This is a genomic window from Natronocella acetinitrilica, assembly GCF_024170285.1.
GTDB lineage: Bacteria > Pseudomonadota > Gammaproteobacteria > Nitrococcales > Aquisalimonadaceae > Natronocella > Natronocella acetinitrilica.
Genome location: NZ_JALJXV010000006.1, coordinates 211,121 through 229,877, shown reverse-complemented (window position 1 = coordinate 229,877; position 18,757 = coordinate 211,121). Strand labels below are relative to the sequence as shown.

Genomic DNA, 18,757 nt, shown 5'->3' with positions numbered 1-18,757 from the left:
CCTGCTGTCCTGCCTGGCCCCCATCTTGCTTTATTCCTCCCGATACCTTGATTTCGCGTGGAGCACACCATGAATGGCCTCAACCTGCTGCAGACACTGTTCGCCGGCCAGATGGACGGAGAGCGGGGGCTGAAATCACTGCAAGACCCTGAAAACATTGCATTCATGGAGGCGCTGCTGGAGACGGATGCGCTGCAGGGCAGTGGCCTCACCCTGGATGACCTGAAGGCCTGGCTGGCGGGCGAGGGGGGCAAGGGTTTGCCGCTCCCTGCCGCCTTCTTGCAGGCCGGGGACGGCTCTGGACCAGAGTCCCCCATTATTCCGGCGAATGCGGAACTGGATGCGGACCCGGCTGCGGCTCCAGTGGAACTCAGGGCGGACCTGTCCGCCCTCGGCCAGAAAGCGGGGCTGGATGCGGCCCTGCCCGCCAACGCCCGTTCATCGGCGGAATTGTCTGGCCAGCAACTGGCAGCCCGCCTGGCGGTGCTCGAGCAGTTGCAGTCCCGTCGTCAGGATGGTGAGGCACCGGTTCGCTCTGCCCCGCGGGTCGATGTGGAAGGCCTGCAGGGCCTGCAGTCCTACGCCCAGACCAGCCAGCTGGTTGATCAGGGTAGCCGGGCGGCGCCCCTGCCCACCTTTATCGTTGGTACGCCCATGGATCAGTCCGGCTGGGGCCAGGCGCTGGGTGAGCGGCTGGTGATGCTGGCCAAGGACGGATTGCAGCAGGCGCGGTTGCAGATCAATCCCCGGGAACTGGGCCCGGTGGAGGTGAACATCTCCATGAAGGATGACAAGACCACGATTCACTTTCTCGCCCAGCACGCCGTGACCAGGGACGCGCTGGAAGCGGAACTGCCGCGCCTGCGCGTCATGATGCAGGAGAACGGCTTCGAGCATCTGGATGTGAATGTGGGCCGCGACGACGGTCGTGGGCTGGCCGAGCGCGATGGTGATGAGCGACGCAACGGCGACGGCTCCGCTGGCGGCGGTGAAGCCGCCGCGACGGGCGAGAACCCGGAGAATCGCAGTCGGCCACTTGGCCTCATCGATCAGTATGCCTGACCGGTCAAGGGCTTCGTGGCTCCCCTGGGTGTGAGGCGGTTGGCAGGATTATTCGTCGTGGGCCGCTAGACTGGGCCCCGTTATCTGAAACCGGGCGAGAAACCGAATGGATCGGAACAAGCAGCAGGGCGCGGCCAAGATCATCATCATCGTGGGACTGCTGGTGCTCATACTCGTGGGCGCGGGCACCGGGGCCGCCCTCTATCTTTCCGGTGTCCTGGCTGGAGATGATGCAGGCGTCGCCGGCACCGATGGCGCACCGGCAGCGGAACCCCCCAGGGGCCCGGCACAGTATCTGGAGCTTGATCCCGCCATCACCGTGAATATCGGGCGGGACGGACGCCGTGCGGTGCTGCAGGCGCGGGTGCAGCTCATGGCCAGAGATGAGATGATCCTGCAGGACGTGCGCAAGCACATGCCCCTGGTGCGTAACAATCTCATTTTGCTGTTCAGCGAGCAGGAGTACGACGCGCTGACAGGTCGCGAGGGCAAGGAGGCATTGCAGCGCCTGGCCCTCGACGAGATTAACGCGATCCTTGAGCAGGAATCGGCACAGGGGCCTGTCGAGGCGCTTTATTTCACCAGCTTCGTGATGCAGTAGCCATGGCCAACCAGGACATACTCAGCCAAGACGAGATCGACGCGCTGCTCCACGGTGTGGAGGGTGGCGATCTCGACGAGGGCGGGGACGAGGCGGCACCGGGCCAGGCGCGCTCCTTCGACTTCGAGAGCCAGGAGCGCATCGTCCGTGGGCGCATGCCCACCCTGGAGATGATCAACGAGCGCTTTGCGCGGCTCTTCCGCATTGGCCTTTTCAACATGCTCCGCCGCACGCCGGAGGTCTCTATCCACGGCGTCGACATGATGAAATTCGGCGAGTACATCCACACCCTGTTCGTGCCCACCAGTCTGAACATCGTGCGCATCAATCCGCTGCGCGGATCGGCACTGTGTATCGTCGACCCCAAGCTTGTATTTGTGTTGGTGGACAATTTCTTCGGCGGTGATGGCCGCTACTACACCAAGATCGAAGGGCGCGAGTTCACGTCCACGGAGTTGCGTGTGGTACGCATGGTGCTGGACCAGGCCTTCAGCGACCTGCAGGAGGCCTGGGCGCCGGTGATGCCGGTGGAGTTCGAGTATCTGAATTCCGAGGTCAACCCGCAGTTCGCCAACATCGTCAGCCCCTCCGAGGTGGTGGTGATCTGCAAGTTCCAGATCGAACTGGACGGCGGCGGTGGTGAGTTCCACGTGACCATTCCGTACACCAACATCGAGCCCATCCGCGAGCAGCTCAACGCCGGGGTGCAGAGCGATCGCAACGAGGTGGACGAGCGCTGGACGCGCTCCCTGCGCGAAGAGATGAAATCCGCCGATGTGGAGCTCTCCAGCACGCTGACACAAGTACAGATCAGCCTGCGTGACCTGCGCCGACTCAAGGCGGGGGACATCATCCCCTGCGACATGCCGGAGACGGTGATCCTCGAGGCCGAAGGGGTGCCGATTTTCCGGGGGCGCTACGGACAGGCCGAGGGCCAGGCAGCCATCAAGATTACGGACAAGGTGCGGGTTGAAAACGACCGGGCCCTGACCATCGGGAGCAAGACACATGAGTGAGCAGAACAAACCCGACAGCGAGGAACAGGCCGCGGCGGACGATTGGGCGGCAGCCCTGGCGGAGCAGTCCGATGCCGAGTCCGGCGCCAGCGGCAAGGGCGATGTGAATCCAGCCAAGCTGGAATCGCTGCGTGATGAGGGCGAGCAATCCATCGAAGAGCACCGCAATCTGGATGTCATCCTCGACATTCCGGTCACCCTGGCCATGGAAATCGGTCGCACCAAGATCAGCATTCGCAACCTGCTGCAGCTCAACCAGGGCTCGGTGGTCGAACTCGACCGCCTGGCCGGTGAGCCACTGGATGTGCTGGTCAACGGAACGCTGATTGCCCATGGTGAAGTGGTGGTGGTCAACGATCGCTTCGGCATCCGGCTTACCGATGTGATCAGCCCCTCCGAGCGCGTCAAGAAGCTGCGCTGATGATCGCCATCCCCAGGTCCCTCTCCCCAAGCGTGCGCCAGGCTTTTGTCGGAGCCGTGGTGCTGGGCGTCGGATTTCTGGCGCCCATTGCCGCGATGGCCCAGGACAGTGGTGCTTCCCCCGGTCTTGATTCCGCTGCCCTGATTCGCGTCAGCCTGGGGCTGGTGGCCGTTCTGGCGGCCATTGTGGCGCTGGGCTGGATCGTCCGCCGCATGGGCAATGTGGCGGGTTCCGCCGCTGGCAGGATGCGGGTGCTGGGCGGCGTGTCAGTGGGCAACCGTGAGCGCGTCGTGTTGCTGCAAGTTGGTGATCAGCAAATACTTCTTGGTGTGGCCCCGGGGCGGGTACAGACTTTGCATGTGCTCGATCAACCGCTGGAGGTGTCCGGGTCCGATACCGGCGCTGGTCGCGGAAGAGACGAGCAGCAGGGCTTTGCCTCCCGACTGCACCAGGTGATGGCCCAGAACCGGCCCTCCCGCAAGGACCCCTCTTCCTGACCGGCCCCGAGTCCGCCCCGGTTCCAGCATCACTGAATCGGGTAGACGGATCGGGGCAGCATGCGGCAACTTCAACTTCTCAAGCGACTGACAGCGCCCTGGCGGCGCGTGGCGGTGCCGCTGCTGGCGGTATCGGCATTGCTGGTCCCGGCCACGGGCATGGCCCAGGTGGGTGGACTCGACGCCATCACGGTGACTGAGTCGGACGAGGGCACGTCCTACAGCATCAGCCTGCAGGTGCTGGCACTGATGACGGTGCTGACCCTGCTGCCCGCCGCCATGCTGATGATGACGGCCTTCACCCGCATCATTGTCGTCCTCGGCATACTACGTAATGCCATTGGCACCGCGTCCACGCCATCCAACCAGGTCCTGGTCGGGCTCGCCTTTTTCCTGACGCTGTTCATCATGTGGCCGGTGTTCGAGCAGGTCTATTACGAGGCCGCCGAGCCCTACATGGCCGAGGAGATGGCGGCGGATGAGGCCATGCAGGCGGCACTGCAGCCGTTCCGGGATTTCATGGCCGGCCAGACCCGCCAGGAAGACCTGGCCATGTTCATGCGCATTTCCGATAACGGGCCGGTGGCTTCCATCGATGAGGTGCCGTTCTCGGTGCTCGTGCCCGCCTTCGTCACCAGTGAACTGAAAACCGCCTTCCAGATCGGCTTCATCCTGTTTCTGCCGTTTCTCATCATCGATCTGGTGGTGTCCAGCACGCTGATGTCCATGGGCATGCTGATGCTCTCGCCCATGATCATTTCCCTGCCGTTCAAGATCATGCTTTTCGTCCTGGTGGACGGTTGGTCGCTGATCATGGGCACGTTGGCAGCGAGTTTCGTCACATGAGCCTTGTGTTGTTCGGAGTGCAGAGTGCCGTGGTGCGGGAGCCCGGTAAGTCCCCCGGGGACACGCTGCAAGTACGTCCCTGTAGCTCGTATGCGGCGTCCCTGCCGCATACGGTCACCGGTGAACTCACCGGGCTCCCGCACCACGGCACTCTGCACAGTAATTTATTGGGGGTAACACCATGAGTCCGGAATTCGCCGTCGAAATCGGTCAGCAGGCGCTCTGGGTGGCGACGCTGCTGGCCGGGCCGATCCTGCTGGCAGCCCTGATCACCGGTGTGCTGGTGGGGATGTTTCAGGCCGCCACCCAGATCAACGAGCAGACCATGAGTTTCGTGCCCAAGCTGGGGGTCCTGGTGCTGGTGTTGTTCATGCTCTCGCCCTGGATGATCGCCGTGCTGACGGATTTCGCAGAATCCCTGTTCTTCAATATTCCCCAGTGGGTGAGTTGACCGGGCCCGATCATGCTGACGCTGAGCACCGCTGAACTCATGGCCTGGATCGGCGCCTTCATGTGGCCGTTCATCCGCGTGGGCGCCATGCTGTTCGCGGCGCCGGTGTTCGGCAATACCCAGGTGCCGCTGCGGATTCGCCTGATGATCTCCCTGGCGCTCACCGTCGCCATCATGCCGGCGGTGGGAGAGGCACCGGCGGTGGAGCCGTTATCCGTGGAGGCGCTGCTGATCGCGATCCAGCAGGTCATCATCGGCCTTGCCATGGGGCTCATGCTGGCGCTTGCCTTTCAGACGGCCGTGATCGCCGGTGAAAGTATCGCACTCACCATGGGCCTTGGTTTCGCCACCATGGTGGACCCCACCAGCGGCCAGACGGTGCCGGTGGTCTCCCAGTTTCTGCAGGTGGTCATCACGTTGCTGTTCCTGGCGGTGGGCGGTCACCTGATGTTCATCGAGATGGTGGCGGCGAGCTTCTCCACGCTGACTCTCACCGGGCCGGGACTGGTGCAGCAGGACCTTACCCTGGTGTTCGGCTGGGCCACGCAGATGTACGCCGGCGCCGTGCTCATTGCTCTGCCGGCCATCGTGCTGCTGCTCACCGTGAATATCGCCCTCGGCGTCATGACCCGCGCCGCGCCGCAGATGAACATTTTCTCCGTGGGCTTCCCGGTGACCATGATGGTGGGCTTCCTGCTCATCACCATCCTGATCATTCCCTCTCTGCCGCGCCGGATGTCCGCCATCTGGAGCGACGCCTTCAACACACTCGGCCGCCTCATCGGCGTTAACTAGTTAGGAGACACTGGTGGCTGAAGAGAGCGAGAACGGCCAGGAGAAAACGGAACAACCCACGCCCAAACGGCAACAGGACGCCAAGGAGAAGGGGCAGGTCCCCCGATCGCGGGAGCTCAATACCACCGTGATCATGGTGCTTGGTGCCGGTGGGCTGCTGGTGTTCGGCGGTTTCATGGCGGGGCAGATCTTCCAGGTGTTCGACCTGGCCTTCAATGTGTCCCGGGAGAAGATCTTCGACCCGGAAGCGCCCATCAATCTGTTCCGGCACGCCATCGCCATGGGCCTGCTCGGCGTGGCGCCCTTCGCGCTGCTCATGCTGGTGGCGGCGCTGATCACGCCGGCGGCAATGGGCGGCTGGACCTTTAGCGCCAAGGCCATGGCGCCCAAGCTGGAGAAGCTGAACCCGGTCAAGGGCCTGGGCCGCATGTTCGGCGTCAAGGCCCTGGTGGAGCTGGGCAAGGCCTTGGCCAAGGTGCTGGTGGTGGGTGGTGTGAGTGCGCTGCTGCTGTGGTCGCTGCAGGACCGCATTACCCAGCTTGCAGTCGAGCCCCTGGGTTCGGGTGTCAACGAGGGGCTGAAGATCTTCTTCTGGAGTTTCTTTGCGCTTGCCAGTGCGTTGATTCTCGTCGCACTCGTGGACATTCCCTACCAGCTCTGGGATCACACCAAAAAACTGAAGATGACCCTCCAGGAGGTCAAGGATGAGCTGAAGCAGACCGAGGGCAAGCCCGAGGTCAAGGGCAAGATCCGGCAGCTGCAGAATCAGATCGCCCAGGGCCGCATGATGGAAAACGTGCCCCGGGCCGACGTGGTCATCACCAACCCCACCCACTTCGCCATCGCCCTGCAGTACGACCAGAAGCGGATGCGCGCACCCCGTGTGGTGGCCCGTGGCGTTGGCGTGGTGGCCCTGCGCATCCGCGAAATCGCCGAGGAAAACCGCATTCCGCGGGTGGAAGCACCGCCGTTGGCACGAGCCTTGTATCACACCACTGAGCTGGAGCAGGAAATCCCTGCAGGGCTGTATCTGGCGGTGGCCCAGGTACTCGCTTACATCTACCAGCTGCGGACCGTGAATCGCTATGGCGGGCAACGGCCGAAGCCACCGAATCCGGATATTCCGGAGGAGTTCCGGGAGGTCGCCGAGCGGGGACGCACACCGCCGGATGACGGGAACTGAGTGACAACTTTCTGACGCCTGCGCCGTGAATCCGTCGCTGGCGTCCCATGAGGATGACCATGGCAACGGCCGTACTGAATAATCTGCGGGAGTTTGGCCGCAACGGGCTGGGCACGCCACTGCTGCTCATGGCCCTGCTGATGATGATGGTTATTCCCATGCCCCCGCTGGGGCTGGACATGCTGTTCACCTTCAACATCGCCTTGTCGCTGGTGATCATGCTGGTGGCGGTTTATACCCCCCGGCCCCTGGAGTTCGCCGTCTTCCCGTCGGTGCTGCTGGTGGCGACGCTGCTGCGCCTCGGCCTGAACGTAGCCTCCACACGGGTGGTCCTGCTTGAAGGTCATACCGGCACCGACGCCGCCGGCCAGGTGATCCAGGCTTTTGGCGAATTCGTGGTAGGTGGCAACTACGCCGTCGGTTTCGTGGTGTTCGCCATCCTCGTCATCATCAACTTCGTGGTGGTGACCAAGGGCGCGGGCCGCATTTCGGAAGTCAGCGCCCGGTTCACCCTGGACGCGCTGCGGGGCAAGCAGATGGCTATCGATGCGGATCTGAACTCCGGCCTGATCGATCAGGACCAGGCCCGCAAGCGCCGCGAAGAGGTGTCCCAGGAGGCGGACTTCTACGGCTCCATGGACGGCGCCAGCAAGTTCGTGCGGGGCGACGCCATTGCCGGCATCCTGATTCTCTTCATCAACATCATCGGCGGGCTGTCCATCGGCCTGCTGCAGCACGGCATGGAATTCAACGATGCGGTGCGCACCTACACCCTGCTGACCATCGGTGACGGGCTGGTGGCGCAGATCCCCTCGCTGGTGCTGTCCACCGGCACCGCCATCCTGGTGACCCGCGTCTCCTCCAGTCAGGACATGGGGCGGCAGGTGCTGACGCAGCTGTTCAAGAACCCCAAGGCGCTGGCGGTGAGCGCCGGTGTCATCGGGCTGATGGGTCTGATCCCGGGCATGCCCAACCTGGCATTCCTGACCCTGGCCGCAGCCGGTGGCAGCCTGGCCTGGTACATCAATCGGCGCAACCAGGAAGAGCCGGAGGTTCTCGGCCCGGACGACGTGGAACCAACCCCCGGCCGTGGCGACAAGTCCAAGGCCGCGCAACCGGCGATGGCGCCGGAACAGCGAGAGCTGAGCTGGGATGACGTGCCGCCGGTAGACGTGATCGGACTGGAGGTGGGTTACGGGCTCATTCCCCTGGTGGACCGCCAGCAGGGCGGCCAGCTGCTGACCCGGATCAAGGGTGTGCGCAAGAAGCTGTCGCAGGACCTGGGCTTCCTGGTGCAGTCGGTACACATCCGCGACAACCTGGATCTCGGGCCCAACCAGTACCGCATCAGCATCCACGGTGTACCCATGGCCGAGGCGGAGACCCAGCCAGGTCGTGAGCTGGCCATCAATCCGGGCACGGTGCAGGGCGAGTTGCAGGGAACGCCGACCAGGGACCCGGCATTCGGCCTGGAGGCGGTTTGGATCGAGCCCGGACAGCGGGATTACGCCCAGACCATGGGCTACACCGTTGTGGACAGCAGCACCGTGGTCGCCACGCATCTGAGCCAGGTGATCCAGGGTCACGCCCATGAGCTGCTCGGCCATGAAGAAACCCAGAAGCTGCTGGACATGCTTGCCCGCCAGCAGCCCAAGCTGGTGGAGGACCTGGTGCCGAACACCCTGCCGCTCAGCGTGGTGGTGAAGGTGCTGCAGAGCCTGCTTGCCGAGAACATTCCCATTCGCGACATGCGCACCATTGTCGGCACGCTGGCCGAGCACGGCACCCGCAGCAAGGAGCCCACCGAGCTGCTGACCGCCGTGCGCGAGGCGCTGGGCCGGATGATCGTGCAGAACGTCAATGGCATGGCAGCCGAGCTGCCGGTCATCACCCTCGACCCGCAACTCGAGCAGTTGCTGCTGAACACGGTGCAGGGCACCGGCGATGCGGCTGGTTTCGAGCCAGGCCTGGCGGATCGTTTGCAGCGGTCACTTGCCGACAGCGCACGTCGCCAGGAGGCCGCCGGCCAGCCGGCAGTGCTGCTCACGGCCCCGCCGCTTCGGCAGTGGCTATCACGATTGATGCGACATGGGGTCCAGGGCTTGCACGTCCTGTCCTACAACGAAGTACCGGATGACAAGCAGGTGCGCATCGTCGCATCCATCGGACAACAGCAGGTATCCGGCGCCTGACGGGCCCGGGTGAGTGACGGAGGCAACCATGAAGATCCAGCGTATCTTCGCGAAGGACATGCGCCAGGCCATCCGGCAGGTGCGGGATGAGCACGGGCCGGACGCGGTGATTCTCTCAAGCCGTGCGGTGGAGGGTGGTGTCGAGGTGATTTCCGCCATCGACTTCGACCAGCGGGCCATGGAGGCGAGCGTCCCCCGGGCCGAGCCGCCCCGGCGCCAGTCCACACCCGCTGCGGCCCCGATGCCGGCGCGCCGCAATGCCGCCGACGAGCCGGCCTTCGGTGCCCTGCTGCGGGAGGTCGAACAGGGCGCGCCGGTGGCGGCGGCCAGGCGTGCCGGTGGCGGCATTGATGTCCGTGTGGATGACGCGCTGGACGATGACCTGGAGCAGGCCCTGGGCAGTGCGATGGCGTTCGCAGACTCTGCGCCGCAAGCCGGCCACACTGAAACCCGTCGGGCGCCGAAGCGCGCCGCGACCACGGTTAAGGATTCCGGGCGACCGACACGGGCCAAATCGCCGGTCAACGTCGAGTGGACACAGGAGCCGGCGCTGGTGGAGATGCGGGCGGAGCTGAAAACCTTGCGCAGTCTGTTCGAGAACCAGCTGAGCCTGCTGGACTGGCAGCAATCCGAAAAGCGCCATCCGGTCCGTACCCACGTGCTGCGACGGCTCATGGAGCTTGGATTCGGTCCGGATCTGTGTCGCAAGGCCGCAGACCGTGTGGCGGAAAACGTCACGCCCGACATCGCCTTTCGTCAGGCGCTGGCAATCATCACCCGGCACACGCCGGTGGCCAGGGATGACCTGATAGATACTGGAGGCGTGGTGGCGGTGGTCGGCCCCACCGGCGTCGGCAAGACAACCACCGTGGCCAAGCTGGCAGCCCGGTTCGCGCTGCGCCACGGCCGCCAGCATGTGGCGCTGGTCAGCACCGACAACTTCCGGATCGGCGCCCAGGACCAGTTGCGCAATTTCGCCCGGATTCTCGGGGTGCCGGTGCATGCCGCCGATGATGGCGAGGAGCTCAAGCGGGTACTCGACGATCTGTCGGATCGTCGCCTGGTACTGGTTGATACCGCTGGAATGAGTCGGCGGGACCTGCGGATTGCAGACCAGTTCAAGGCGCTGCAGACGTCACATCACAAGCTGCGCAGCTACCTGGTGATGTCTGCCGGTACGCAGCTGGCGAGTCTCGATCAGACGGCGCGGACGTACAAGCGCATGGGCCTGGCCGGCTGCATCATCACCAAGGTGGACGAGGCGGCTGCCCTGGGCCCGGCCCTGACAGTGATGCTGCGTCACCGGCTGGCGGCAGCCTATCTGGGTGTGGGGCAGCGGGTACCGGAGGATTTGCAGCCGGCCCGCAGTGATAGACTCGTTCAGCAGGCGGTGGACATCGTTCGCGACACCGACGTCGAGGTCGAGGATGAGCACATGGCCATGGTCTTCGGTGGTGGGCACTAGTCGTTCAGGTGCAGGGCACGTGCGTGCCCATGAACATCAACACAAGTATCGAACAGGGGTGGGGACGAGTGGATCAGGCAGCAGGGTTGCGGCGCATGGCCAAGGCCAGACCAGTCCAGGTCATTGCAGTGACCAGCGGCAAGGGTGGCGTTGGCAAGAGCAGTGTATCGGTCAACCTCTCGGTTGCGCTGGCGCGCTCCGGACGCCGGGTCATGCTCATGGACGCGGACCTGGGGCTTGCCAACGTGGACGTCCTGCTGGGCCTCACGCCGCGGTACAACCTGTCCCACGTGATCGAGGGGCAGGTGACCCTGGAAGAGGTACTCATGGAAGGCCCCGAGGGGGTGATGATCGTCCCGGCATCCTCCGGCACCAAACGCATGGCGGAACTGGGCCCGGCGGAGAACGCGGGTCTGATCCGCAGTTTCAGCGAGTTGAGCCAGGACGTCGATTACCTGATTGTCGACACTGCCGCAGGCATTGCCGATAGCGTCATCAGTTTTGCCCGGGCGGCACGGGAAGTGATCGTGGTGGCCTGTGACGAACCATCCTCCATTACCGACGCCTATGCCCTCATCAAGGTCCTGAACCGCGACTATCACGTGCCCCGCGCCCACCTGGTCGCCAATATGGTCAGTGGCGGCAGACAGGCCCAGGAACTGTTCGAGAAGCTGGCGCGGGTCTGTGACAAATACCTCGACGTGACCCTGTCCCTGCTCGGCGGTATCCCCATGGACGAGAGCCTGCGCAAGGCAGTGCAGCGCCAGCGGGCCGTGGTTGCCATGTATCCGGGCAGCCCTGCGGGTAAGGCCTTTGCCGACCTGGCGCGTCGGGTCGACCAGTGGCCCATGCCTGCCGGTCCGGAAGGGCACCTTGAGTTTTTCGTCGAGCGCCTGGTGCAGGTGAGTGGCAAGAGCGGCGAGTGGCAAGCATGAAGATGCCAGCGAAAGCTTATCAGCAGGTTGCCGCCCAGGTGGAGCAGGATTTGGTAGTGCAGCATGCACCGCTGGTCAAGCGCATCGCCCATCATCTCATGGCCCGGCTGCCGGACTCCGTGCAGGTGGACGACCTGATACAGGCCGGCATGATCGGTCTGCTGGAGGCCTCCCGCCAGTTTGATGCCTCCCAGGGGGCCAGCTTCCAGACCTATGCCGGTATCCGCATCCGTGGCGCAATGATTGATGAAATCCGCCGACTGGACTGGACGCCGCGTTCCGTGCACCGCAAGGCTCGGGAAGTCGCCCGTGCCATCCGCGAGATCGAGCATCGTACCGGGCGTGATCCCCGGGACAGCGAAGTCATCGAGGCCATGGGCATCAGCGCCGAGGAGTACCACCAGATCCTGCGGGATTCCTCCACGGCACGGCTTTTCAGCATTGATGATGACGAGTCCGAGGGTCGGGAACCGGCGGCGGATGTGGCGCAGCCACTGGACGCCCTGCAGGACGAAAATTTCCAGCATGCCCTGGCGGACGCTATCCGCGGCTTGCCCGAGCGCGAGCAATTGGTGATGTCTCTCTACTACGAGCAGGAACTGAATCTCAAGGAGATCGGCGCCGTGCTCGGTGTGAGTGAATCCCGCATCAGCCAGATTCATGGACGCATTGCCCTCAAGTTAAGGGCCCACCTTGCCGATTGGATAGAGTGACCGATCTCTCGAATTCGGTGGCGCAAGTGCCGAATTTTGGGCAGTAATCGGCAGAACATGAGGCCGCGCGCGTCCATCCTTCCCTAGGTGGTTCGCCGTGCCCCGCCGCGAGCCGCACTGCGCATAAAGACCATAGAAGGTGACTGAAAGTGAGTCTCGACAAGAACATGAGAATCCTGATCGTGGACGATTTCTCCACGATGCGGCGAATCATCAAGAACCTGTTGCGGGACCTGGGCTACAACAACACCGCCGAGGCGGATGACGGCAACAGTGCGCTTCCGGTCCTGAAAAAAGGCGGGTTCGATTTCCTCATTACGGACTGGAACATGCCTGGCATGACCGGCCTGGACCTGCTCAAGTCAGTGCGCGCTGAGCCCGAGTTGCGGGATCTTCCCGTACTGATGGTGACCGCCGAATCCAAGCGTGAGCAGATCATCGAGGCGGCTCAGGCCGGCGTCAACGGCTACATCGTCAAGCCATTTACCGCCAATACCCTGCGGGAGAAGATCGACAAGATCTTCGAGCGCATCGAGGCGGGGAGCTAGGCCTCCGATGAGTGATCAGGAAAGTGCCAATCAGCGGATGCTCGTGACCGCCAGACAACTGGTGGAACGCCTGGAATCCGGCGACGAGGTGGGCGTTGATGATCTGGTCGAGGAGCTGACTCATATCAGGGAGACGGAGCTCTTTCGCGAACTCGGGCAACTGACCCGCGAACTCCACGAGGCTCTAAAGGCTTTCAAGAGCGACTCCCGCCTGGCTGCCGTTGCCGAAGAGATTCCCGACGCCCAGGACCGGCTGAATCACGTGATCGACATGACCGAGCAGTCTGCTCATCGCACCCTGAACGCCGTGGAGGAAAGCCTGGATCTGGTCAACGGCTTGGCAGAGGGCGGTCAGGGCCTGCGTCAGCGCTGGCAGCAGTTTCGTGCCAGAGAGCTGTCGGCGGACGAATTCCGCATATTGAGCCGCGATCTCGAGGCGTTTCTCGATCGCGTCGGGGAAGAGGGTGGCAGGGTTCAGAGCCACCTCACCGATGCATTGATGGCCCAGGATTACCAGGATCTCACCGGACAGATAATCCGCCGGGTCATCAACCTGGTGCAGGAAGTGGAGAGTGGACTGGTCTCGCTGATCTCCATTTCCGGGCGCAGGCAAGGCGAAGAAAAGGATCAGTCCGGCGCGTCGCGCCAGAAGGCTGCGACGCCCGATCTCGAAGGTCCGCAGATTCCGGGCAAGGAGTCGTCGACCGCCGTGAAAGGACAGGATGAAGTGGATGATCTGCTTTCCAGTCTCGGCTTCTGAGCCGCTGGCCGGAAAGCTGGCATAACCAGACAGGTGCGACATGAGCATCGATACGGACGACGATATTGTTCAGGATTTCCTTGTGGAATCACGGGAAATCCTCGAGACCCTGGGTGGGCAGCTCGTGGAGCTGGAGCAGCGCGGCGATGACGCCGATCTGCTGAATGCGGTTTTTCGAGGGTTTCACACCATCAAGGGCGGCGCTGGCTTTCTCGGGTTGTCGCCACTTGTGGACGTTTGCCACCGTACTGAAGACCTCTTCAACCTGTTGCGCAACGGCGAACGGCAGGTCACCCCCGAATTGATGGACCAGGTGCTCCAGGCGCTGGATGTGGTGAACGGCCACTTCGATGCGCTGGAGCGGGGCAAACAACTTGAGCAGGCGCCGGAAGGCTTGCTGCGGGCACTGGAAGAACTCATCGAACACGGCAGCCTGCAGGGCGGAACCTCCGCGCCGGAGCCGACCAGGAAACCCGGCGGCGGTGATGACATCAGCGATGACGAGTTCGACGCCCTGCTGGATGCCCTGGATAACGAGCAGAAACAGAAACCATCCTCATCAGTGCAGGCAACAGAATCCGAGGAGAGGAGCCCCGAGACGGACTCCTCGGACAGCGGTGACATGAGCGAGGAGGAATTCGACGCCATCCTCGACCAGCTGCACGGCAAGGGGCGTCATGGCGGCGTTCCGGAGGCGAAAGTGGGTGCGCCGAAAGCCGCCCGTGAGGCTGCCAATGGCGATGACATCAGCGATGACGAATTCGAGTCCTTGCTGGACGAGTTGCACGGCAAGGGCAAAGGTCCTGTAAAGACGCCGGCAGCCAAGCCCGCCAGTTCAAGCCGTGAAACACCGCCCGCGGAGGCGCCGCCGGCGGGGAAAACTCCTCCTGCTGCAGCTGCCGGCGCTTCCAGCGCGGCAGAACCAGCCCGGGCCGAGGGGCCAAGGGGCGAGGCCACCGTGCGCGTGGATACCGCCAAGCTCGACGACATCATGAATCTTGTCGGTGAACTGGTGCTGGTGCGTAACCGCCTCAGCACGCTGCGCGGCCAGCAGGAGGATGAGCAACTTGGCAAGGCGGTTGGTGACCTGGAACTGGTCACCGCCGATCTGCAATCCGCCGTCATGAAGACGCGGATGCAGCCGATCAAGAAGGTATTCGGCCGCTTCCCCCGGCTGGTGCGCGACCTCGCCCGCAGCCTGGGCAAGGAAATCGAACTCGAGATGCGCGGCGAGGATACCGACTTGGACAAGAACCTGGTCGAGGCTCTCGCCGACCCGCTGATTCACCTGGTACGCAATTCCTGTGACCACGGGGTGGAACTGCCGGATGTGCGGGAGAGGGCGGGCAAGCCTCGTCAGGGCAAGCTCCTGCTCTCGGCGGCCCAGGAAGGCGACCACATCCTGCTCATCATCTCCGATGACGGCGGCGGTATGGATCCGGACGTGCTCCGCAACAAGGTGGTGGAGAAGGGCATCATGGATCGCGAGAGCGCCGATCGCCTGGATGACTCCGACTGCTACAACCTGATTTTCATGCCTGGTTTCTCCACCAAGGATCAGATTTCCGATGTCTCCGGCCGCGGCGTCGGCATGGACGTGGTGAAGACCAAGATTTCCCAGTTGAACGGCACCGTCAGCATTGATTCCGAACTCGGCGTGGGCACCACCCTGCGCATCAAGGTACCGCTGACCCTGGCGATCCTGCCGACGCTGATGGTGCGTATCGATGGCCGCAAGTTTGCCATGCCCATGTCGGTGGTCAGCGAGATCTTCGAGCTGGACCCGAAGCGGATGAAAACTGTCGATGGCCGTCGTGTGGTGATGGTGCGCAACAAGGCCATGCCGCTGTTCCACCTGCGCCGCTGGATCAGCGAGATCGGAAATGTTTCCGTGATCGGTGGCGGGGCGGCGCAAAGCGACGAGCAGCAGGTGGTCTCCGTGGTGCTCGGCAATCAGCCGCTGGGCCTGGTGGTGGATGAAGTGCTGGGTCTCGAGGAAGTGGTCATCAAGCCGCTGGGCGCGATGCTCCACGGGCTGCCGGGGTTGGCCGGCTCCACCATCACCGGTGATGGCCGCATTGCGCTGATCATTGATATTCCCAGCCTGGTCAAGGCTTTTGGTACCAGCATGTAAGGCGACAGGAGCCCACGGTCTTGCAGAAGGTTCGCGCACTCATCGTTGACGATTCCGGCTTTTTCCGGCGCCGGATACGCGACATGCTCACCGCAGATCCCGCCATCGAGGTCGTGGGCGAGGCTGCCAATGGCCGCGAGGCGGTGGAGCAGGTGGTGCGGCTGCGCCCGGATGTGGTCACCATGGATATCGAGATGCCGGAGCTTGACGGCATTTCGGCGGTGCGCGAGATCATGCGCCGGCGACCGACGCCGGTGCTGATGTTCTCCTCTCTGACCTTCGAGGGCGCCAAGGCGACCCTGGATGCGCTGGATGCCGGCGCAGTGGATTTTCTCCCCAAGCGCTTCTCCGACATTTCCGTGGACGCTGCCAAGGCGCGTCAGCAGTTGCAGCAGCGTGTAAAGGCCGTCGTCAAGGGGGGGCAGGGTCGCACCCCCACGCCGGCTTCGCCCGCCGCCCGCAACACCGCCACAAGCGCTGCAGCGTCAACCACCGCCCCCACAACGTCGTCTTCGCGGGGCGTTCGGGCCGCGGATCTGGACCTGGTCATCATCGGTGCGTCAACGGGTGGTCCCATGGCCCTGCAGCGGGTGCTGACCGGACTGCCGGCCAACTTCCCTGTGCCCATTCTGCTTGTGCAGCACATGCCGGCGAATTTCACCAAGGCATTCGCTCAGCGGGTCGACGGGCTTTGCGCCATCTCCGTGCGGGAGGCTGTCGAGGGCGATAGCCTGCAGGCCGGTCAGGCACTGCTGGCGCCGGGTGGTCGTCATCTCGGCGTCGTTCGGAAGGGTGCCGGCCTTGGCGTTCGCTTGGTTGAGCCACGGGAAGGACAGTTCTACAAGCCCAGTGTTGATATCGCCTTTGCCTCGGCGGCGGAAGTTGCCCCGGGCAAGGTGCTGGCCATCGTGCTCACCGGCATGGGAGCCGACGGCTGCGAGGGCGCCAAGCGTCTGCGCCAGACCGGCGCGCACATCTGGGCCCAGGACGAGGCCAGCAGCGTGATCTATGGCATGCCCCAGGCCGTGGCCCGTGCCGGCGTGGTGGATCGCGTGCTGTCGCTGGACAATGTGGCCGATGCGCTGAAGCGGCTGCGGTGAGACGGACATGAAGATCTGGGCGGTCTCCAATCAAAAGGGCGGGGTGGGCAAGACCACCACTGCCGTCAATCTGGCCGGGCTGGTGGCCAACCGGCGTGGTCGGGTCCTGCTGGTTGATCTCGACCCCCACGGCTCGATGACAACTTACCTGGGCTACGACCCGGAGGACATCAGTCCGACGGTTTATGATCTCTTCGGCGATGCCTATGCGCCGGCCATGTTGCCTCGCATGCTGCGTGGGACGCGTGTCGACGGCATTCGACTCATGCCAGCCTGCACGGCCCTGGCGACGCTGGACAGACAGCTCGGCGCTCGCCACGGCAAGGGACTGGTGCTGAAGCGTGCGCTGGAGCGGCTTGCGGATCAATTCGATCACGTGTTCATCGACTGCCCGCCGGTGCTGGGTGTGCTCATGGTGAATGCACTGGCAGCCTGCGATGCGCTGGTGATCCCCGTACAGACCGAATTCCTGGCGCTCAAGGGGCTGGAGCGCATGGTCAACACCCTGGAGATGGTGCAGCGCTCCCGTTCCCGGGAGTTGCCCTACACCATCGTGCCGACCATGTTCGATCGGCGCACCCGCGCATCAGTGCAGACTCTGCGGGAGCTGCGTGCGCGCTTCGAGGATCAGGTCTGGGAAGGGGCCATCCCAGTGGATACGCAGTTCCGTGACGCGAGCCAGGCGGGGCTGCCACTGACCGTGCTGCATCCCTGGTCGCGGGGAAGTCAGGCCTACCGCAAACTTCTCGAAAACATGCTGGGCGAGGATGTGGCCGTGACCAGGAGGGTCGTGCATGAATAGGCGATCGGGAGATGACACGACCGTACTGACGGACTCGCGGGTTGCTATCCGTGACTATCTGGATGCGCTGTTAAGCGAGGTGCCGTCGGATTTTCCTGACGAGGAGGACGAGCAAGCATCGTCTCTCGTGGTTGTGGAGTCGCCGCCGACACCGCTGGAAACCCAGCCTTTGGAAGAGACTGTGGCAGCCGAGCAGCCGCCTGCAGCGGCGCCGGACGAGGCGCTGGTGCCGTCCTGGGGCCAGGGGCTTTTTCAGGCCCTGTTCTTCAATGTCGGCGAATTGCGGCTTGCCGTCGCCCTGACGGAGCTGCACAGCGTGGTGCCGGTGGAAGACGTTGACATTACGCCCATGCCGGGTCAGCCCGAGTGGCAGATCGGGCTCATGCGCTACCGGGATCGCAACGTCAGGGTCATCGATACCGCGACCATGGTGCTGCCGCCGAATCGGCGTCCGCCACTGGGCGGGGAAGCGGCGCCGACGCAGATTCTGGTGGTGGGTGATGGCGCATGGGGGCTTGCCTGTCACGGCATTGGCGATGTGGTGAAGCTGGACAGTGACGAGGTGCGTTGGCGGTCTCGTCAGGGCAAGAGGCCCTGGCTGGCCGGCACGGTGATTGGACATCTGAGCGCGCTGGTCGAACCCGCGGCATTCACCCGAATGTTACAGGACTCTAGCGCACGATAGCGGATATGACGGGTACAAGAGGGCAGTCAAATGGCAGCGCAGGAACGCAGTGAAGCTGGAACGGCGGTGGGTCAGTGGGTGACCTTTTCGTTGGGGGATGAGACCTACGGCATCGACGTGATGCGGGTGCAGGAAGTGCTGCCCATGTCCGAGATTGCGCCGGTGCCGGGGGCACCGTCTTATGTGCTCGGCATCATCAATCTGCGGGGCAATGTGGTGACGGTGATCGATACCCGCATGCGCTTTGGTCTGGGCTCCCGGGAGTCCGACGATGCAGCCCGTATCGTCGTCATCGAGACCGGCGATCAGGTGGCCGGCATACTCGTCGACAGTGTCGCCGAGGTCATCAATGTCGATCCGACGGAGGTGGACACGGCGCCAAATGTGGGCAACGAAGAGTCTTCACGGTATATCCACGGCGTGGTCAGCCGCGGCCAGGATCTGCTGATCCTGGTGGACGTCAACCGCCTGCTGACCAGCGAGGAATGGCACGAAGTTGCGACGCTGTGAGTTGCCTGTCCGGGGGCACGACACCAGCCGCCAGGCTGGTG

The 18,757-nt window shown here is 63.7% G+C and carries 20 protein-coding genes; all 20 read left to right on the top strand.

The window, feature by feature from the left end; translation table 11 throughout:
* The first annotated feature begins 69 nt into the window (after positions 1-69).
* Entirely contained in the window at positions 70-1,062 is a 993-nt protein-coding gene (locus tag J2T57_RS13595) for a flagellar hook-length control protein FliK (RefSeq protein ID WP_253479184.1), read from the top strand.
* A 106-nt stretch (positions 1,063-1,168) separates the two neighbouring features.
* Complete coding sequence (locus J2T57_RS13590) at positions 1,169-1,663, top strand: flagellar basal body-associated FliL family protein (RefSeq protein WP_253479182.1); 495 nt, start codon at positions 1,169-1,171, stop codon at positions 1,661-1,663.
* A gap of 2 nt (positions 1,664-1,665) precedes the next feature.
* On the top strand, positions 1,666-2,679 hold the full coding sequence (fliM, locus tag J2T57_RS13585) for a flagellar motor switch protein FliM (protein ID WP_253479180.1): 1,014 nt from the start codon (positions 1,666-1,668) through the stop codon (positions 2,677-2,679).
* Positions 2,672-3,100 carry a flagellar motor switch protein FliN gene (gene fliN, locus J2T57_RS13580; protein ID WP_253479178.1) on the top strand — a complete coding sequence of 143 codons (429 nt, stop codon included), beginning with the start codon at positions 2,672-2,674 and terminating at the stop codon, positions 3,098-3,100. The genes fliM and fliN overlap by 8 nt, the downstream gene beginning before the upstream one ends.
* Positions 3,100-3,597: a flagellar biosynthetic protein FliO gene (gene fliO, locus J2T57_RS13575; RefSeq protein WP_253479177.1), complete on the top strand. Its 498-nt coding sequence runs from the start codon at positions 3,100-3,102 to the stop codon at positions 3,595-3,597. Before fliN ends, fliO begins: the two co-directional genes overlap by 1 nt.
* 60 nt (positions 3,598-3,657) lie before the next feature.
* A complete protein-coding gene (gene fliP, locus J2T57_RS13570; protein ID WP_436262706.1) occupies positions 3,658-4,443 on the top strand; it encodes a flagellar type III secretion system pore protein FliP in 786 nt (261 codons plus the stop codon).
* A gap of 181 nt (positions 4,444-4,624) precedes the next feature.
* Positions 4,625-4,894, top strand: coding sequence for a flagellar biosynthesis protein FliQ (gene fliQ / locus J2T57_RS13565; RefSeq protein WP_253479175.1), 270 nt, complete (start codon positions 4,625-4,627; stop codon positions 4,892-4,894).
* Positions 4,895-4,906: 12 nt separating this feature from the next.
* A complete protein-coding gene (gene fliR / locus J2T57_RS13560; RefSeq protein ID WP_253479173.1) occupies positions 4,907-5,689 on the top strand; it encodes a flagellar biosynthetic protein FliR in 783 nt (260 codons plus the stop codon).
* Between the two features lie 13 nt (positions 5,690-5,702).
* Positions 5,703-6,872 carry a flagellar biosynthesis protein FlhB gene (gene flhB / locus J2T57_RS13555; RefSeq protein ID WP_253479171.1) on the top strand — a complete coding sequence of 390 codons (1,170 nt, stop codon included), beginning with the start codon at positions 5,703-5,705 and terminating at the stop codon, positions 6,870-6,872.
* Between the two features lie 53 nt (positions 6,873-6,925).
* Positions 6,926-9,064, top strand: coding sequence for a flagellar biosynthesis protein FlhA (gene flhA / locus J2T57_RS13550; RefSeq protein WP_436262710.1), 2,139 nt, complete (start codon positions 6,926-6,928; stop codon positions 9,062-9,064).
* 28 nt (positions 9,065-9,092) lie between these two features.
* Positions 9,093-10,529: a flagellar biosynthesis GTPase FlhF gene (gene flhF, locus J2T57_RS13545; RefSeq protein WP_253479167.1), complete on the top strand. Its 1,437-nt coding sequence runs from the start codon at positions 9,093-9,095 to the stop codon at positions 10,527-10,529.
* Between the two features lie 29 nt (positions 10,530-10,558).
* On the top strand, positions 10,559-11,464 hold the full coding sequence (locus J2T57_RS13540) for a MinD/ParA family protein (RefSeq protein WP_436262704.1): 906 nt from the start codon (positions 10,559-10,561) through the stop codon (positions 11,462-11,464).
* 2 nt (positions 11,465-11,466) lie between these two features.
* Entirely contained in the window at positions 11,467-12,177 is a 711-nt protein-coding gene (locus J2T57_RS13535) for an RNA polymerase sigma factor FliA (RefSeq protein WP_253479165.1), read from the top strand.
* Positions 12,178-12,344: 167 nt separating this feature from the next.
* Complete coding sequence (locus J2T57_RS13530) at positions 12,345-12,725, top strand: chemotaxis response regulator CheY (protein WP_253479163.1); 381 nt, start codon at positions 12,345-12,347, stop codon at positions 12,723-12,725.
* A 7-nt stretch (positions 12,726-12,732) separates the two neighbouring features.
* A complete protein-coding gene (locus J2T57_RS13525) occupies positions 12,733-13,485 on the top strand; it encodes a protein phosphatase CheZ (protein WP_253479161.1) in 753 nt (250 codons plus the stop codon).
* A 40-nt stretch (positions 13,486-13,525) separates the two neighbouring features.
* A complete protein-coding gene (locus J2T57_RS13520) occupies positions 13,526-15,619 on the top strand; it encodes a chemotaxis protein CheA (RefSeq protein ID WP_253479159.1) in 2,094 nt (697 codons plus the stop codon).
* Between the two features lie 20 nt (positions 15,620-15,639).
* Positions 15,640-16,719, top strand: a complete 1,080-nt coding sequence (locus J2T57_RS13515) for a protein-glutamate methylesterase/protein-glutamine glutaminase (RefSeq protein WP_301289382.1) — start codon at positions 15,640-15,642, stop codon at positions 16,717-16,719.
* A gap of 7 nt (positions 16,720-16,726) precedes the next feature.
* Positions 16,727-17,521, top strand: a complete 795-nt coding sequence (locus tag J2T57_RS13510; protein WP_253479157.1) for a ParA family protein — start codon at positions 16,727-16,729, stop codon at positions 17,519-17,521.
* Entirely contained in the window at positions 17,514-18,206 is a 693-nt protein-coding gene (locus tag J2T57_RS13505; RefSeq protein ID WP_253479156.1) for a chemotaxis protein CheW, read from the top strand. The genes J2T57_RS13510 and J2T57_RS13505 overlap by 8 nt, the downstream gene beginning before the upstream one ends.
* A gap of 30 nt (positions 18,207-18,236) precedes the next feature.
* Positions 18,237-18,716, top strand: coding sequence for a chemotaxis protein CheW (locus tag J2T57_RS13500; RefSeq protein ID WP_253479154.1), 480 nt, complete (start codon positions 18,237-18,239; stop codon positions 18,714-18,716).
* Positions 18,717-18,757 lie beyond the last annotated feature (41 nt).

Excerpts from the sequence above, each read along its gene's own strand:
- fliN (WP_253479178.1), top strand. The coding sequence starts at position 2,672 with ATGAGTGAGCAGAACAAACCCGACAGCGAGGAACAGGCCGCGGCGGAC.
- fliQ (WP_253479175.1), top strand. The coding sequence starts at position 4,625 with ATGAGTCCGGAATTCGCCGTCGAAATCGGTCAGCAGGCGCTCTGGGTG.
- fliO (WP_253479177.1), top strand. The coding sequence starts at position 3,100 with ATGATCGCCATCCCCAGGTCCCTCTCCCCAAGCGTGCGCCAGGCTTTT.
- J2T57_RS13590 (WP_253479182.1), top strand. The coding sequence starts at position 1,169 with ATGGATCGGAACAAGCAGCAGGGCGCGGCCAAGATCATCATCATCGTG.
- flhF (WP_253479167.1), top strand. The coding sequence starts at position 9,093 with ATGAAGATCCAGCGTATCTTCGCGAAGGACATGCGCCAGGCCATCCGG.
- J2T57_RS13520 (WP_253479159.1), top strand. The coding sequence starts at position 13,526 with ATGAGCATCGATACGGACGACGATATTGTTCAGGATTTCCTTGTGGAA.
- J2T57_RS13535 (WP_253479165.1), top strand. The coding sequence starts at position 11,467 with ATGCCAGCGAAAGCTTATCAGCAGGTTGCCGCCCAGGTGGAGCAGGAT.
- J2T57_RS13595 (WP_253479184.1), top strand. The coding sequence starts at position 70 with ATGAATGGCCTCAACCTGCTGCAGACACTGTTCGCCGGCCAGATGGAC.
- fliR (WP_253479173.1), top strand. The coding sequence starts at position 4,907 with ATGCTGACGCTGAGCACCGCTGAACTCATGGCCTGGATCGGCGCCTTC.
- J2T57_RS13505 (WP_253479156.1), top strand. The coding sequence starts at position 17,514 with ATGAATAGGCGATCGGGAGATGACACGACCGTACTGACGGACTCGCGG.
- J2T57_RS13525 (WP_253479161.1), top strand. The coding sequence starts at position 12,733 with ATGAGTGATCAGGAAAGTGCCAATCAGCGGATGCTCGTGACCGCCAGA.
- fliP (WP_436262706.1), top strand. The coding sequence starts at position 3,658 with ATGCGGCAACTTCAACTTCTCAAGCGACTGACAGCGCCCTGGCGGCGC.
- J2T57_RS13530 (WP_253479163.1), top strand. The coding sequence starts at position 12,345 with ATGAGAATCCTGATCGTGGACGATTTCTCCACGATGCGGCGAATCATC.
- J2T57_RS13540 (WP_436262704.1), top strand. The coding sequence starts at position 10,559 with ATGAACATCAACACAAGTATCGAACAGGGGTGGGGACGAGTGGATCAG.
- fliM (WP_253479180.1), top strand. The coding sequence starts at position 1,666 with ATGGCCAACCAGGACATACTCAGCCAAGACGAGATCGACGCGCTGCTC.
- flhA (WP_436262710.1), top strand. The coding sequence starts at position 6,926 with ATGACCATGGCAACGGCCGTACTGAATAATCTGCGGGAGTTTGGCCGC.
- J2T57_RS13510 (WP_253479157.1), top strand. The coding sequence starts at position 16,727 with ATGAAGATCTGGGCGGTCTCCAATCAAAAGGGCGGGGTGGGCAAGACC.
- J2T57_RS13500 (WP_253479154.1), top strand. The coding sequence starts at position 18,237 with ATGGCAGCGCAGGAACGCAGTGAAGCTGGAACGGCGGTGGGTCAGTGG.